The sequence below is a fragment of the Micromonospora sp. NPDC005171 genome, assembly GCF_040608575.1.
GTDB lineage: Bacteria > Actinomycetota > Actinomycetes > Mycobacteriales > Micromonosporaceae > Micromonospora.
Genome location: NZ_JBEXIM010000012.1, coordinates 121326 through 136598, shown reverse-complemented (window position 1 = coordinate 136598; position 15273 = coordinate 121326). Strand labels below are relative to the sequence as shown.

The 15273-nt window shown below is 72.3% G+C and carries 14 protein-coding genes; 9 read left to right on the top strand and 5 right to left on the bottom strand.

The window, feature by feature from the left end; genetic code table 11:
- Nucleotides 1-126: 126 nt before the first annotated feature.
- On the bottom strand, nt 127-1206 hold the full coding sequence (locus tag ABZU74_RS17645) for a GNAT family N-acetyltransferase (RefSeq protein ID WP_355424515.1): 1080 nt from the start codon (nt 1204-1206) through the stop codon (nt 127-129).
- 79 nt (nt 1207-1285) lie between these two features.
- On the opposite strand from ABZU74_RS17645, the gene fdxA reads away from it, so the two are divergent.
- Nucleotides 1286-1612, top strand: coding sequence for a ferredoxin (fdxA, locus tag ABZU74_RS17640; protein WP_007464872.1), 327 nt, complete (start codon nt 1286-1288; stop codon nt 1610-1612).
- Nucleotides 1609-2712, top strand: coding sequence for a succinyldiaminopimelate transaminase (dapC, locus tag ABZU74_RS17635; RefSeq protein WP_355424652.1), 1104 nt, complete (start codon nt 1609-1611; stop codon nt 2710-2712). Before fdxA ends, dapC begins: the two co-directional genes overlap by 4 nt.
- Nucleotides 2713-2758: 46 nt before the next feature.
- Here dapC and ABZU74_RS17630 read toward each other — a convergent pair whose 3' ends face one another.
- A complete protein-coding gene (locus ABZU74_RS17630) occupies nt 2759-4600 on the bottom strand; it encodes a M48 family metallopeptidase (RefSeq protein ID WP_355424512.1) in 1842 nt (613 codons plus the stop codon).
- A 226-nt stretch (nt 4601-4826) separates the two neighbouring features.
- Between ABZU74_RS17630 and ABZU74_RS17625 the strand changes: the two genes are divergently transcribed.
- From ABZU74_RS17625 to ABZU74_RS17615, 3 genes are read left to right on the top strand one after another with little or no spacing between them, the layout of a single operon-like run.
- Nucleotides 4827-5846 carry a prephenate dehydrogenase/arogenate dehydrogenase family protein gene (locus ABZU74_RS17625; RefSeq protein WP_355424509.1) on the top strand — a complete coding sequence of 340 codons (1020 nt, stop codon included), beginning with the start codon at nt 4827-4829 and terminating at the stop codon, nt 5844-5846.
- Between the two features lie 10 nt (nt 5847-5856).
- The gene (locus tag ABZU74_RS17620; protein WP_355424506.1) at nt 5857-6507 is read left to right on the top strand and encodes an SIMPL domain-containing protein; all 651 of its coding nucleotides are present in this window, start codon (nt 5857-5859) and stop codon (nt 6505-6507) included.
- The gene (locus ABZU74_RS17615; protein ID WP_355424504.1) at nt 6507-7154 is read left to right on the top strand and encodes a nucleoside/nucleotide kinase family protein; all 648 of its coding nucleotides are present in this window, start codon (nt 6507-6509) and stop codon (nt 7152-7154) included. Before ABZU74_RS17620 ends, ABZU74_RS17615 begins: the two co-directional genes overlap by 1 nt.
- Before the next feature lie 51 nt (nt 7155-7205).
- Here ABZU74_RS17615 and ABZU74_RS17610 read toward each other — a convergent pair whose 3' ends face one another.
- Entirely contained in the window at nt 7206-7763 is a 558-nt protein-coding gene (locus ABZU74_RS17610; protein WP_355424501.1) for a sugar O-acetyltransferase, read from the bottom strand.
- A gap of 95 nt (nt 7764-7858) precedes the next feature.
- Between ABZU74_RS17610 and ABZU74_RS17605 the strand changes: the two genes are divergently transcribed.
- Nucleotides 7859-11260 carry a S8 family serine peptidase gene (locus ABZU74_RS17605; protein WP_355424498.1) on the top strand — a complete coding sequence of 1134 codons (3402 nt, stop codon included), beginning with the start codon at nt 7859-7861 and terminating at the stop codon, nt 11258-11260.
- Between the two features lie 52 nt (nt 11261-11312).
- On the opposite strand, the gene dapD is transcribed toward ABZU74_RS17605, so the two are convergent.
- The gene (gene dapD, locus ABZU74_RS17600) at nt 11313-12272 is read right to left on the bottom strand and encodes a 2,3,4,5-tetrahydropyridine-2,6-dicarboxylate N-succinyltransferase (RefSeq protein ID WP_355424495.1); all 960 of its coding nucleotides are present in this window, start codon (nt 12270-12272) and stop codon (nt 11313-11315) included.
- Nucleotides 12273-12350: 78 nt separating this feature from the next.
- On the opposite strand from dapD, the gene dapE reads away from it, so the two are divergent.
- Nucleotides 12351-13424: a succinyl-diaminopimelate desuccinylase gene (gene dapE / locus ABZU74_RS17595; protein ID WP_355424492.1), complete on the top strand. Its 1074-nt coding sequence runs from the start codon at nt 12351-12353 to the stop codon at nt 13422-13424.
- Between the two features lie 32 nt (nt 13425-13456).
- Here the strand turns inward: dapE and ABZU74_RS17590 are convergent, their stop codons facing one another.
- Nucleotides 13457-13624 carry a hypothetical protein gene (locus ABZU74_RS17590; protein WP_355424490.1) on the bottom strand — a complete coding sequence of 56 codons (168 nt, stop codon included), beginning with the start codon at nt 13622-13624 and terminating at the stop codon, nt 13457-13459.
- A 154-nt stretch (nt 13625-13778) separates the two neighbouring features.
- Here ABZU74_RS17590 and ABZU74_RS17585 point away from each other — a divergent pair, with 154 nt between their 5' ends.
- Both ABZU74_RS17585 and ABZU74_RS17580 read left to right on the top strand, forming a co-directional pair.
- The gene (locus tag ABZU74_RS17585) at nt 13779-14633 is read left to right on the top strand and encodes a TIGR00730 family Rossman fold protein (RefSeq protein WP_355424488.1); all 855 of its coding nucleotides are present in this window, start codon (nt 13779-13781) and stop codon (nt 14631-14633) included.
- Nucleotides 14633-15178 carry a TIGR00730 family Rossman fold protein gene (locus ABZU74_RS17580; protein WP_355424484.1) on the top strand — a complete coding sequence of 182 codons (546 nt, stop codon included), beginning with the start codon at nt 14633-14635 and terminating at the stop codon, nt 15176-15178. The genes ABZU74_RS17585 and ABZU74_RS17580 overlap by 1 nt, the downstream gene beginning before the upstream one ends.
- Nucleotides 15179-15273 lie beyond the last annotated feature (95 nt).

The following is a 15273-nucleotide window of genomic DNA, read 5'->3' as shown; positions in this document are numbered from 1 at the left end:
ACCGCGCCCGGGCCACCGCGCCCGGGCCACCGCGCCCGGGCCACCGCGCCCGGGCCACCGCGCCGGGGTCGCGTCGGGTCACCGCGTCGGGGCCACCTCGTCCGTGTGGACGGGCGGCCGCACTGGTCAGTTCGGGGCGACCCGGGTCAGGTAGGTGTGGTGGGTGACGAGGCCGAGCCGCTGGTAGAGCGCGACCGCCGCCGTGTTGCGCTGCTCGACCTGGAGGAACGCGTGCGTCGCGCCGCACGACACGCCCCAACTGGCCAGTTCGTGGATCACGCGGCGGGCCAATCCTTGGCGGCGGGCCGCCGGCAGGACCTCGATCAGGCTGAGGCCCAGCCAGCGTCCCTGGCCGGTCACCGTGCCGCGGCCGACGGCCACCAGGGCGTCGTCGGCGTACACGTGGGCGAAGCGGACCTGGTCCACGGCGGTGAGCACGTGCCGGGCGGCGTCCGGCAGGCCGCCCTTGCGGCCGGCGGCGATGGCCAGCCACTCGTCGCTGGGCGCGGTGGCCAGTTCGACGACCGCACCGCTCCAGGGCGCGGTGGCCAGTTCGACGACCGCACCGCTCCAGGGCGCGGTGGCCAGTTCGACGACCGCACCGCCCCGGGGCGTGGTGGCCAGCTCGCCGAGCGCACCGCTCAACTCTCCGGCCGGGCCGGTGGCGGGGGGCGACGCCAGCAGGGGCAGCGGCGCGGTCTGCACCAGCGTCGGGGGGCGGGCGCTCCAGCCGCGGGCGTCGAGTTCGGCGCCGACCGGCGCGGCGAGGGGCAGTGGGGTGTTGATCAACGCGGGTTGGCCCAGCTCGGCGTACCAGCGTTCCACAGCGTCGACCGCCGCGGCCAGTGGTCGGTCCGGGTCGCCGATCGGCAGCGCCGAGTTGGCGCGCCCGGTCCAGCCCTCGGCCGACCGGAGCAGCCAGTCACCGAGTCGGCCCCGGGTCGGTGCCGGCCAAGCCTCGTCGGCGGCCCGCTCCAGCGCCACAACCGCGGCGGCGGTCGGCCGACGGGTCGGCGGTACGCGCTTGGCCCGGTGGACCTGCGCAACCGGGACCCGTAGCTGCCCCTGCGCGGTGGCCAGCGTGAGATGAGTCTCGCTCAGCTCCACCAGCTCGCCGAGGGCATCGGAGAATTGCGGGCGGCCTTCGCGAATCCCCACAATACGGCGGACCACGATTCGGTGTCCCACATCCTGCTGTCGGAGCACGATCGACCCCCTCCCCGGCGAGATACTAGGCTCTTACCGTCGCGGGAGATCGCGGCGAGTCTTGCGGAGGAGAAGACCGGTGACCTACATCATCGCCGAGCCGTGCGTAGATGTGCTCGACAAGGCATGCATCGAGGAGTGCCCGGTCGACTGCATTTACGAGGGCAATCGGATGCTCTACATCCACCCCGACGAGTGCGTCGACTGTGGTGCCTGTGAGCCCGTCTGCCCTGTGGAGGCGATCTTCTACGAGGACGACGTCCCGGAGCAGTGGAAGGACTACACCGGCGCGAACTACGAGTTCTTCGAGGACCTGGGCTCGCCCGGTGGCGCCTCGAAGATCGGCAAGGTGGAGAAGGACGCCACCTTCGTCGCCGCGCAGCCGCCGCGCGGCGAGGGCCACTGAACCGGCCCGCGCCGGTCTCGTCGCGGCTGCCCGAGTTTACCTGGGACACCCTGGACGCCGCGGCCACGCTGGCCGCGGCGCATCCGGAGGGCCTGATCAACCTCTCCATGGGTACGCCGGTCGACCCGGTGCCCGAGGTGATCCGGCGGGCGTTGGCTGACGCGTCCGATGCTCCCGGTTACCCGCTGACCGCCGGCACGCCGGCGTTGCGGGCCGCGATCGCGGCGTGGGTGTCCCGAGCCTGTGGTGCCGGCGTCGACGGTCTCGGTGTGCTGCCGACCATCGGCTCGAAGGAGCTGGTGGCCTGGCTGCCCACGCTGCTCGGGATCGGCCCGGGTGACGTGGTGGTGGTGCCGTCGGTCGCGTACCCCACCTACGAGGATGGCGCCCGGCTGGCCGGCGCCACAGTCGTCCGTACCGACTCGCTCACCTCGCTCGGGCCGACCCCGCGGGTCCGGTTGGTCTGGGTCAACTCGCCAGGCAACCCGACCGGCCGGGTGCTGCCCGCGGCGCACCTGCGCAAGGTGGTCGACTGGGCCCGCGAACGTGGCGCGGTGGTCGCGAGCGACGAGTGCTACCTGCCACTGGGCTGGTCGGCCGACCCGGTTTCGGTGCTGTCTCCGCAGGTCAGCGGGGGCAGCTATGCCGGGGTGCTCGCCGTGCACTCGCTCTCCAAGCGGTCCAATCTCGCCGGCTACCGGGCCGGCTTCGTCGCCGGCGACCCGGCGCTCGTCGCTGAGCTGCTCAAGGTCCGCAAGCACGCCGGCATGATCGTGCCCGCGCCGGTGCAGGCGGCCATGGTGGCCGCGCTGGAGGACGAGCGACACGCCGAGGAACAGCGGGAGCGTTACCGCGCCCGGCGGGAGGTGCTCACCGCGGCGTTCACCGGTGCCGGCTTCACCGTCGAGCACTCCGAGGCGGGCCTGTACCTCTGGCTGACCAGGGGTGAGGACTGCTGGCAGACGGTCGACTGGCTGGCCCGACGCGGCATCCTGGTCGCCGCCGGCGTCTTCTACGGCCCGACGGCCGGGCAGCATGTCCGGGTCGCGCTCACCGAGTCCGACGAGCACATCGCCGGCGTCGCAGCGCGCCTCGCCTGATCGCGGTCCGGGCGGTCGAGCCTGTCGGCCGACCGCCCGCACGGCGTCAGTCGCTGATCTGCCGGAAGACCCGCAGCAGGGTGTTCCGGCTCTGCTTCTCCAGCAGCTCGCTGGCCATCAGCTCCTGCATGGCGAGCACCCGGCCGTCGTGCAGGGTCAGCTCCGCCTTCAGCGGCACCTCCCGCTTGACCTCCACGGAGACGATCTCCTCGTACGGCAGGAACGTGTGCCGGGCGGCCAGCTCCGCGATCGGCACCGAGCCGACCAGCTCGCGGAGCCGCTTCTCGCCCTGGCTGGCCTTGCCGGGGTCGACGATCAGGACCAGCCCCCGGTCGAGGATGAGCACGTCGTGCTCCGTACCGTCGATCTTGATGTTGGCGAGTGCGCCGATCAGGTCGGCGTCCCGCCCGGAGACCCGGTCCTCCACCACCGTCGCGCCGGAGGGGTCGATGCCCAGCTCGGCCAGGCGGGCCAGCGCCACGTCCAGGGTCTGCGGCGCGACGGCCAGCTTGGCGATCTCGGCGAGGTCCAACGGTTGCCCTTGCGGGCCGACGAACTGGGCCGGACCGGACCAGGACAGCTGCCAATGGGCCTGGCCGGAGCGGACGGCAGCGTTGTCGAGCAGCGTCTCCATCGGCCCGGCGAACCGAGCGGCCGCCTCCTCGGGGGTGACGTCGCCGAAGAACTGCTCGGCGAACTCGCCCAGCCGGCCGGAGCGCACCAGGTCCAGCACCGTCGTCAGGCCCGGCCCGCTGACGCCGGCAAAGCGGCCTGCCGCCCGGTAGATGCCGTCCGCCTGCCGCTGCACTCCGGCCGCCACGGCGGCGGCGATGAACTGCGGCCAGGGCAGCACCTGGCGGTGGCCGGGGTCGACGACGAGGCCCTGCAACTGCCGACCGGCGGTGTCGATGTCGGCGAGCAGCAGCGCGGCGGGGCGGTCGTCCGGCGTGGCCGCTCCCGCCGGCAGGCCGGCCATCGCGGCGACCCGGACGCCGATCGGCGGGTGGGTGTCCCACGGCGACGGCCGCCGGTCGGGGGCGTTCTCCCGCAGCTCGACGATCTCGTCCTGGCGGCCGCCCAGCAGTTGGCCGAAGCCGCCGAAGAGGTCATCCGGCGCCAGCTCGGCGGACCAGCCCGGCTCGACGTACCGGCGCATGAAGAAGCCCCAGGCCGCGTCGAGCGCCGGCAGGGCGCGCAGCGCGGAGGCCGCGGCGTCCGGCCCGGCCAGCAGGACGGAGGAACGGTCGGCCTCCAGCTCCTGCCGCCGCGACGCGGCGTTGTCGACCATCAGGTAGAGCTTCGCGTAGCCCCTGAAGACCCAGCCGATCGGGTTGCGCGGGCTGATCCGCTCCAGCGTCTCCGCGATCGCCAGCCGACCCCGGTACGCCACGGCGCCCAGTCGGGTGTGCTTGCCGGAGTAGTGGCCCAGCTCGTGTGCGAGCACCGAGCGCAGCTGGTCCATCCGCAACGCCTGTAGCAGCGGCAGACCGACGTACAGGGTCCGTCGTCCGCCGAGCAGGCCGAGCAGCCGGCTCTGCTCGGAGACCGCCGCGTTCACCTCGGGTACCAGCCGGATCTCGTCCGGGGCGCGGGTGCCGACCGCGGTGGCCACCTCGCGTACGGCGGCCCACAGGCCGGGCGCTTCGCGCTCGGTGAGGATCAGGCCGGGCGCCGGCTCGTTCTTCGCACGCATCGCACGCCAGAGCCCGACGGCCACCGCGCCCAGCGCGACGACCAGGGGGAGCAGCAGTTTCCCGGTGACCAGCCCGTTGGTGTGGCTGAACAGCCAGACCCCGAGCGCGGCGACGGCGGCGAGCTGCAGGAGCGCGACGACGTAGAAGCCGATCAACATGACCACCGAGGCGAGCGCCCGGTATGTCGCGGACATTTCGTTTCCTTCCGCTGGGTGCCCGCATCGACTCGGCGGGCGGCGGAGCGGACCGTATGACGCCGATCTGAAGTGGACAACCCTCCTTCCGGACCGGCTCACCAAGATCTACGGTCGGTCGGGTCGTCACAGCGTGCGGGGGCCGGTGGCCCCGGACGATATCCTCGGCCCCGGACCTGGTCGGGGCCGAGGCCCCGCACCCCAGCAGGAACGTCGAGGTGTGCGGATGGTGGACGGGCCAGGCACGCGGGTGCGGGCGGCGGTGGTCGGCACCGGCCTGATCGGTGGTTCGGTGCTGCTCCGGATGTACGCCGCCGGCGTCGACGTGGTCGGGTGGGACCCGGACGAGGCCACCCGGCGGGAGACTCGCCGGGTGGGCGTACCCGCGCCGGACCTGCTGGTCGAGGCGGTGGCCGATAGGGACGTGGTCTTCCTGTGCGGGCCGTTGCCGACCCTGCCGGCGACGCTGGTCGAGGTGGCGGCGATGACCGGTGAGCGGTGTGTGCTGACCGACGTCGGCAGCACCAAGGAGCAGGTGGCGGCGTTCGCCGCCGCGCAGGGGCTGACGCACCGCTTCGTGCCCGGCCACCCGATGGCGGGCACCGACCGGGCCGGCCTGACGGCCGCCCTGCCGGACCTGCTCACCGGCGCGGCCTGGGTGCTCTGTCCGGCGCCCGGGCCGGCCACCACCGCGTTCCGCTGGCTGGCCGAGCTGCTGGTGGAGGTCTTCGAGGCCCGGGTGGTGCCGATGTCCGCCACCGAGCACGATTCGGCTGCCGCGCTCGCCTCACACGTGCCGCACCTGCTGGCCGGCGCGCTGGCCGGAGCCGTGCAGCGCGCACCGCTGCGCGATGCGATCCTCGCGCTCGCCGCCGGCAGCTTCTCCGACGGCACCCGGGTCGCCGGAACCCCGGCCGAGCGGACCGCCAACATGCTGCTCGGCAACCGGGACCGGGTACTGCGTGAACTGGCCGAGGTCACCGCCTTCCTGGACGACCTGGCCGCCGCGCTGCGCGCCGACGACGCCCCGGCGCTCACCGCGCGCTACGACGAGGCGGGGGCCGCCCGCGCGGCGCTGCGCGACCGGCGGTTCGATGCGGACGACAGGCAGTTCCCGGCCGGCGGTGACCACGCCGCAGAGGTGTCCTGGCTGCGCGAGCTGGGGGTGGCCGGCGGTCACCTGACCGGCCTGCACGTCGACGCGGAGACTGTCTCCTACGCGGCGCGGCGCCCCGTCGCTGACTAGGCTGAGGGGCATGGCGGTGGACGGTCCGGTGGTGCAGGTGCGCGGCGAGGCGTACCGGGAGGTGCCGCCCGAGCTGGCCCGGTTCGCGGTCACCGCGACAGCTCGCGACCGGGACCGGGAGGCGACGCTTACCCGGTTGGCCGAGCGGGCTGCGGCGGTCCGGGTGCTGCTGGACGGCTCCGGGCCGGCGGTGGCGCGGCGGGAGACCGGCGACCTGCGGGTGCGGCCGGAGACCCGGCGCTCGGGTGAGCGGGTGGTCGCCTGGCACGGCAGTGTCACCACCACCGTCACTGTCACCGACTTCACCGCGCTGGGTGAGCTGATGCTCCGGCTCGCCGACCAGGACCAGGTCGAGGTGGCCGGCCCGTGGTGGGAGCTTCGCCCGGACAGCCCCGCCCACCGTGCGGCCCGGCACGCCGCGATCAGCGACGCGCTGCTGCGCGCCCGGGAGTACGCGGAGGCGCTGGGAGCCCGCGTCACCTCGTTGATCGAGTTGGCCGATGCGGGCCCCGCCGACCGGCCGATGTTCGCCCGCGCGGCCTTCGCCGGGGGCGGCGGCGCGGGCGGTGGCCCGCCGGAGCTTGAGCTGGACCCGCAGCCGCAGACTGTGCAGGCGGCGGTGCAGGCCCGGTTCACCATCAGCGAACCGGTTCTGGGCTGATGCCCCCGGCCCGGGTGCTGTCCGTCGACGAGTTGGTGGAGCGGGCGTTGGTGCTGGCCGAGGCGGGCCCGCGACAGCTGCTCGGCATCGCCGGTGCGCCGGGCGCCGGGAAGTCCACACTGGCGGAGCGGATCGTCGCCGAGGTCGGGTCGGCCGCCTGCCTGGTGCCGATGGACGGTTTCCACCTGGCGCAGTCGCAACTGGTCCGCCTGGGCCGCGCCGACCGCAAGGGCGCGGTGGACACCTTCGACGCCAACGGGTATGTCTCGCTGTTGCGCCGGTTGCACCGGTTGGAGCCGACGTCGGTCTACGCGCCGGAGTTCCGCCGGGAGTTGGAGGACGCGGTGGCCGGCGCGATCGAGGTGCCGCCGTCGGTCCGGCTGGTGGTGACCGAGGGCAACTACCTGCTGTTGCCGGACTTCCCCTGGCAGGAGATCCGACCGCTGCTGCACGAGGCGTGGTTTCTCGACCTGGACGTCGAGCTGCGGCACCGCCGGCTGACCGCCCGGCACGAGGCCTTCGGTCGGTCTCCGGAGCAGGCGTGGGCGTGGGCGCTGGGCAGCGACGAGTCGAATGCCGCCCTGATCACTCCCACCGCCGACCGGGCCGACCTGGTGGTCCGCCTGTCGGAGCCGCCGGCGGCCTGATCCCGGACCGCCGGGACGCGCTACCGCCCGTCATGTCGAACAGGGCTTGCCCTAGTCGAGTTGACGGACCGGCCGGGCCGGGTTGCCGACCGCCACCACGTTGGCGGGCAGGTCCCGGGTGACCACCGCGCCCGCGCCGACGACTGTGTTCGCGCCGATCGTCACGCCGGCCAGCACTATCGCGCCTCCGCCGAGCCACACGTTGTCGCCGATGGTGATCGGCTTGGCCGCCTCCCACTTGTCCCGTCGCGGGCCGGGCTCGACCGGATGTGTCGGGGTGAGCAGCTGCACGTTCGGGCCGACCTGGACGTCCGCGCCGAGGGTGATCCGAGCGACGTCCAGGAAGACCGCGTTGTAGTTGACGAAGCTGCGCGGGCCGATCCTGATCTGCCAGCCGTAGTCGCAGTAGAACGGTGGGCGGATCCAGGTGTCCTCGCCCAGTTCGCCGAGGAGTTCCCGCAGTGCCGTGATCCGGGCCTGCGGGTCGGCCGCGGGACTGGTGTTGAAGCGTTCCATCAGCCGGGCGGCCCGGTCCAGGTCGGCGACGATATCGGGATCGTCGGCGATGTATGGCTCGCCGGCGAGCATCTTGTCCTTCATGGAGGTCACCGCCCGATCATGCCGGCCCAGTTCGTCGGCTCGTGGCGGGTCCGTCATTTTTCGGACTTCATTTTGCATACCCGGTATGCAATTCTGGGTTGTCAATGCGACTCCCATCCATCAAGACGCTTGACGAGGAGGATCCGTTGCACCAGGGAAGAAGATTGGCCGCTCTCGGCCTCGTGTTCGCGCTGGCGCTCTCCGCGCCGGCTCCCGTCTCAGCCGCAACCGCCGTGCCCGCCCCACCGGGTGGCACCGGTCAACAGTCCACTCCGGGGGGACCCACCGCCAACCGCTCGACCACCGTCACGTTGATCACCGGTGACCGGGTCACCGTCACCGCCTCCGGCGCCTCGGTCCGGCCCGGCGCCGGCCGCGAGGACGTGCAGTTCCTGGTCCAGCGCGAACGCGGGCGCCTCTCCGTGACGCCGACGGACGCGCTGCCGTTGCTGCGCTCCGGCCGGGTGGACCGGCGACTGTTCGACGTCACCGGGCTGGTCGAGGCGGGTTACGACGACGCCCACCGCGACACCCTGCCGCTGCTGGTGGCGTACGGCTCGACGGGGAACGCCCGGCGTGCCTCGACGGCCCTGCCCGGCACGCGGCTGACCCGCGACCTGCCGGTGATTCGCGGTGCCGCCCTGAACAGCGACAAGTCCTCCCTCGGCGCGGTGTGGGCGACAGTCACCACAGGTCCCGCTGGTGCCCGGCTCGACGCGGCGGGGGGCGTCGAGCGGATCTGGCTGGACGGACGTCGACGGGTGACCCTCGACCACAGCGTGCCGCAGATCGGTGCGCCCGCCGCCTGGGCGGCCGGGTTCACCGGCACGGGAGTGTCAGTCGCGGTGCTGGACACCGGCGTCGACGCGACCCACCCGGACCTGGCCGGCAAGGTGGCCGAGGCGCGCAACTTCACCGAGGTCGCCGACGCTCGGGACACGGTCGGCCATGGCACCCACGTGGCCTCCACCATCGCGGGCAGCGGCGCGGCCTCCGGCGGCAAGTACCGGGGTGTGGCGCCGGACGCGACCCTGCTCGACGGCAAGGTCTGTGAGGACGCCGGCTGCACCGACTCGGCGATCCTCGCCGGCATGCAGTGGGCCGCGGTCGAGAAGAAGGCCGCCGTGGTCAACATGAGCCTCAGCGGCTGGGACACCCCGGAGGTCGACCCGGTCGAGGAGGCGGTGCAGACCTTGACCGCGCAGACCGGCACGCTCTTCGTCCTCGCCGCCGGCAACGACGGCTCGGACGGCTCGGTCGGCTCCCCGGCCAGCGCGGACGCCGGGCTCGCCGTGGGCGCGGTGGACCGTGACGACGAGTTGGCCGAGTTCTCCAGCCGCGGCCCCCGGGTCGGCGACGACGCGCTGAAGCCGGACATCACGGCGCCCGGCGTCGACATCGTCGCCGCACGGTCCGCCAACGGCGTCATCGGCGACCCGGTGGGGGACCGCTACGTCACCCTCTCCGGCACCTCGATGGCCACCCCACACGTGGCCGGTTCGGCCGCGCTGCTGGCCCAGCAGCACCCGGGATGGCGGGCCGACCGGCTCAAGGCCACCCTGATGGCCGCCGCCAAGCCGCACCCGGACCAGACCGCCTACCAGCAGGGGGCCGGGCGGGTCGACGTCGCACACGCGATCATCCAGCAGCTAACCACCGACCCGGTCAGCGTCTCGTTCGGACGGACGCTCTGGCCGCACGCTGACGACGCGCCGATCACCCGCACGGTGACCTGGCGCAACGACGGCCCGGCCGCGGTCACCGTGGACCTGAGCATCGAGGGCGCCGGCCCCGGCGGTCGGGCACTGCCGGCTGGCCTGTTCCAGTTGGGCGCCAGCCAACTCACCGTGCCGGCGGGCGGCACGGCCGCCACGACCGTCACCACGGACACCCGGCTCGGCGACGCCGACGGTTACTGGACCGGGCGGATCGTTGCCCGATCCGGTGCGGCGGTCGCGGTCACCCCGTTGGCCGTGAACCGGGAGGTGGAGAGCTACACGCTCACCGTGGAGCACCTGAACCGCGCCGGCGCGCGCACCGCGGACCACTGGACCCTCCTGCTCGGAATGGACACCTTCGGCTCCTGGGACCTCGTCAGTTCCGACGGGGTGGCCACCGTGCGGGTGCCCAAGGGCCACTACGGCCTGAGCGGCCTCGTCTTCGAGCCCGGACCGGAGGACGAGCAGCGCGGGATGTCCCTGTTGATGGAGCCCGAAGTGACCATCGAGCGGGACACCCGGATCGTCGTGGACGCCCGCCAGGCGAAGCCGGTGCGGACGACCGTTCCGGACCGGACCGCCGTCCCGCAACTGATCGACGTCAGCGGCAACTTCACCGCCGACGACGGCAGCGGGTACGGCGTGGGGCTCTGGGCGGAGACGTTCACCGGCCTGGCCAGCGGTCAGCTCGGCAAGCGGGTCTCCGCCGACCAGTTCGTAGGCACCGTCAGCAGCCAGTGGACCACGCAGGACACGGCCAACAGCCCGTACCTGTACGCGCTGGCCGAAGCGATCCCTGGCCGGATGCCCACCGGGTTCGTCCGCGACTACACCCGACGGGACCTGGCCACCGTCGTGCACCAGTTCCGTGGTGGCTACCCGGGCATGGCGGCCGAGCGGATCGTGTACCCCGTGCTGGAGTACAACGTCGGCGGCTCCGCCCTGGTCCTGCCCACTGTCGTGCCCGGCCAGCGGGTGGAGTACTACAACACCAGGAATGTGAAATGGGAATCCGAGGTCTCCTTCGGAACTGTCGACGATGACGGGTGGTTGATCTCGCAGGCGGTGCTCTTCTCCGTCCCCACCGCGTACCGGGCCGGGCGGACGGTGCGGGAGATCTGGAACCAGGCCCCGTACGCACCGTCGTTCCCGAACCCGCGCTGGCCGCACCAGAGCGTCACCCGGCTCGACGACACCATCCTGGTCGACGTGCCGGTATTCAGCGACGCGGCCGGGCACCCGGGCGGCTCGCGGAACGACAGCGAGCACACCAAGCTCTGGCGCGACGGCAAGCTGGTCGGCGAGAGCGAGTACGCCGGCTATGGAGAGTTCGCAGTGCCACCGGGCGCAGCGGACTACCGGCTGGTCACGTCGTCGAAGCGCAGCTTCACCGACCTGAGCACCGAAGTGGAATCCAGCTGGACCTTCCGGTCTCGGCACGTCGCCGGAGAGACGCCGGCCCGACTGCCCCTGTCGGTGGTGCGGTTCGCGCCGCCGCTGCGGGTCGACAACAGTGCTCCGGCCGGTCAGGGCTTCGTCGTCCCGGTGCGGGTGCAGCGGCAGCCCGGCTCGCCGGCCACCCGGGTGGAGAAGCTCGCCGTCGACGTCTCGTACGACGGTGGGAAGACCTGGGGCAAGGCGAAGCTGGTCCGCACCTCGGCCGACGGCTGGTCGGCCCTGTTGCGGCATCCGGCCGGCACCGGCCACGTGTCGCTGCGGGCCACCGCACGGGACACCGCCGGTAACACGGTGACCCAACGGATCATCCAGGCGTACCGGTTGCGCTGAGGCGTACCCCGTCCGGGTCCGCGGCCGAGCGCCGCGGACCCGGACGGGTCCGTCAGTCGTTGGCGTGCAGGGCGGCGTTCAGCTCGATGCCCCGGCCGGTCCGTGGCCGGGCCTCCAGCGCGCCGGTGACCGAGTTGCGCCAGAACAGCAGGCCGTCGACGCCGGACAGCTCCCGGGCCTTGACCACCCGGCCGTCCGGCAAAGTGACCTTCGAGCCGGCCGTGACGTAGCAGCCGGCCTCGACCACGCAGTCGTCGCCGAGGGAGATGCCGATGCCGGCGTTCGCGCCGACCAGGCTCCGCTCGCCGATGCGGACCTTGTCGGTGCCGCCGCCGGAGAGGGTGCCCATGATCGACGCGCCCGCACCCACGTCGGAGCCGTCGCCCACCACGACACCCTGCACGATCCGTCCCTCGACCATCGAGGTGCCGAGCGTGCCGGCGTTGAAGTTGCAGAAGCCCTCGTGCATCACCGTGGTGCCGGCGGCCAGGTGCGCGCCGAGGCGGACCCGGTCGGCGTCGGCGATCCGCACCCCGGAGGGCACCACGTAGTCGGTCATCCGGGGGAACTTGTCCACCCCGTAGACCGCCAGGTGCCGGCCGGCGGCCCGCTCGATCACCCGCAGCTCGTCCACCCGCTCCGGGGGGCACGGCCCGGCGGACGTCCAGGCCACGTTGGCCAGCTTGCCGAAGATGCCGTCCAGGTTGAGCTGGTTGGGTCGCACCAGGCGGTGCGAGAGCAGGTGCAACCGGAGGTACGCGTCGGAGGCGTCCTTGATCGGGTCGTCCAGCGAGCCGATCACGGTGACCACCTGCACGGTACGCAGACCGGGCAGGGGCCGGTCACCGAGCGCGGCCGGCGGCAGGTCGAGCACGTCCGCCTTGTCCTCGCCGGCGACCAGCGGCAGCTCGCCCAGGCCCAGCTTGCCGGTCGGGTACCAGGTATCGAGCACCTGCTCGTCGGCGGTGACCGTGGCCAGGCCGATGCCCCAGGCGGAATCTGCGGACGTCACTGTTACACCTCTCGGTCACGGCCGGGCTGACCTCGGCTCGCTCCTCGCGCTGACAGACCTGAAGGTACCGTGCGAACCATGGAGAACCCGCTGACCCCCGAGGTCCTCGCCGATCCGGTGCAGCTGACCCGCGCGCTGGTCGACATAGAGTCCGTGTCCCTCAACGAGAAGGCGATCGCCGACTTTGTCGAAGAGGTGCTGCGGGGCGTACCGCACCTGACCACCCACCGGCACGGCAACACGGTGATGGCGCGTACCGACCTCGGTCGGTCGCAGCGTGTCGTGCTGGCCGGCCACCTCGACACGGTGCCGTTGAACAACAACTTCCCGTCGACAATGCGCGGCGACCTGATGTACGGCTGTGGCACCTCCGACATGAAGTCCGGCACCGCGTACGCGCTGCACCTGGCGGTGACGCTGCCGGAGCCCCGCTACGACGTGACGTACTTCTTCTACGAGGCCGAGGAGATCGAGTCGAAGTACAACGGGCTCAACCTCGTCGCCCAGGCGTTCCCGGAGTGGTTGCAGGCGGACTTCGCGGTGCTGCTGGAGCCGACGTACGGCATCGTCGAGGCCGGCTGCCAGGGCACCATGCGTTCGGTGGTCACCACGACCGGCGTACGCGCCCACTCGGCGCGCTCCTGGCACGGGGTGAACGCCATCCACGCCGCCGGTGAGGTGCTGCGACGCCTCCAGACGTACGAGGCGCGCCGGGTCACCATCGACGGCTGCGACTACCGCGAGGGCATGAACGCGGTGCGGATCAACGGCGGGGTGGCCGGCAACGTGGTCCCCGATCTCTGTGAGGTCGAGGTCAACTACCGGTTCGCCCCGGATCGCACTCCGGCCGAGGCGGAGGCGCACCTGCGTGAGGTGTTCGAAGGCTTCGAGGTGACTGTCACCGACACGGCTGCCGGCGCCGCCCCCGGGCTGGACGCGGCACCCGCGAAGGAGTTCCTGGCGGCGGTCGGCGCGGCGCCGATCGGCAAGCTCGGCTGGACGGATGTGGCCCGGTTCGCGGCGATGGGCATCCCCGCGCTGAACTTCGGCCCGGGCGACCCGAACCTCGCCCACCACCCCGACGAGCACGTCGAGATCAGCAAGATCCGCGACGGCGCGGCAACTCTGCACCGCTGGCTGGCCCCGGCCTGAGCCCTGACCACCCGGTGATCAAGAGGTTTGCGTCAGCCTGGCCCGTTGTCGGCGACGCAAACCTCTTGATCGGTTCCGGACGGGCTGGGGGAGACGGGGATCGGGTTCTGCTGGCGGGTGCGGCGGCGTTCGGCCACCACGTCTCGGATCCGTCGCTGCATCTGCCGACGGATCCGGATCATCTCGCTGTTGCTGATCACGCTGTCTCCTCCCCCGAAGGCGCGCGCCGGGGCATACCCGGTATGTGAATAGTAAGACGTACGGGAGCGCCGAATAGTTGCCCATGATCCCGAACAATTTCTCGGCGTCCCCGCCCCGCGCACCCGACCGGTGCTGCTCCACTACGGTTGCCCCATGAGCCAGAGCAACGGGCGGGAGGCCGGTCGCGGTCCGGGACAGGAGCGGCATCGCGGTGCGGTAACCCTGCGCAGAGGGGCGATCCCGAGCAGCACCGCCGACCAGCGCCTGCTGGATTCACGGGGGCGGGGCGACTGGAAGACCAAGGACGCCTGGCGTGCGCTGCGCATCCTCGCCGAGTTCGTCGAGGGTTTCGACACCCTCGCCGACGTGCCGTCGGCGGTCAGCGTCTTCGGCTCCGCCCGCAGCGCGCCGGACAGCGCCGAGTGTCAGTTGGCCGAGCAGTTGGGCGGTGCGCTGGCCCGAGCCGGCTACGCGGTGATCACCGGAGGTGGGCCCGGGGTGATGGAGGCCGCCAACCGGGGCGCCAGCGAGGCCGGCGGGCTCTCCGTGGGGCTCGGCATCGAGCTTCCGTTCGAGCAGGGCATCAACGACTGGGTCGACCTGGCCATCGACTTCCGCTACTTCTTCGCCCGCAAGACGATGTTCGTCAAGTACGCCCAGGCGTTCGTCGTGCTGCCCGGTGGGTTCGGCACCATGGACGAGTTGTTCGAGGCGCTCACCCTGGTGCAGACCGGCAAGGTCACCCGGTTCCCAGTGGTGCTCATGGGGGTCGCCTACTGGCAGGGTCTGCTCGACTGGCTGCGCGACACGATGGCCGCCACCGGCAAGATCGGGCCGGTCGACCTCGACCTGATCTGTCTCACCGACGACGTCAACGAGGCGGTCCGGCACATCGTCGCCTCGGAGGCCGCGCTCTCCGCCGAGCAGGAGGCGGTCCGCGAGGAAGCCGTCGCCCGTACCCGGGCAGACCAGCAGGCCGCAGCCGTTCAGGCCCGGGACCGCGACTGATGGCGGCGATCTGCGTCTTCTGCGCCTCCTCTCGTACCCTCGACCAGCGCTGGTTGGACCTGGCCGCAGAGACCGGTGCGGAGCTGGCCCGGCGCGGGCACACGCTTGTCAGCGGTGGCGGCTGCGTCGGCATGATGGGCGCGCTGGCGGACGGCGCCCGGGCCGCCGGTGGGCGCACCGTCGGCGTGATCCCGCAGTCGCTTGTCGATCTGGAGGTCGCCGACCTGGCCTCGGACGAGCTGCTGGTGACCGACTCGATGGCCAGCCGCAAGACCCTGATGATCGACAAGTCGGACGCCTTCCTCACCCTGCCCGGTGGGCTGGGCACCCTGGACGAGTTGTTCGAGGTCTGGACCACCGCCACCCTCGCCCTGCACGCCAAGCCGATGGTGCTGATCGACACCGACGGGTTCTACCGCCCTCTGCTGGACTGGCTGGACGCGCTGGCCGACCAGACCTTCCTCAAGCCCGCAGGCCGCGACCTCCTGACGGTCACCGCCACCGTCCCCGAGGCCCTCAACATCCTGGAATCCCACCTGACCTGACCCCCGGGTCCCACGCCCCGGCTGCGGTGATCATGAAGTTGGCGACGCCACTGTCGGCGTGTCGCGCCGCTAACTTCATGATCGACAGGGGTGGA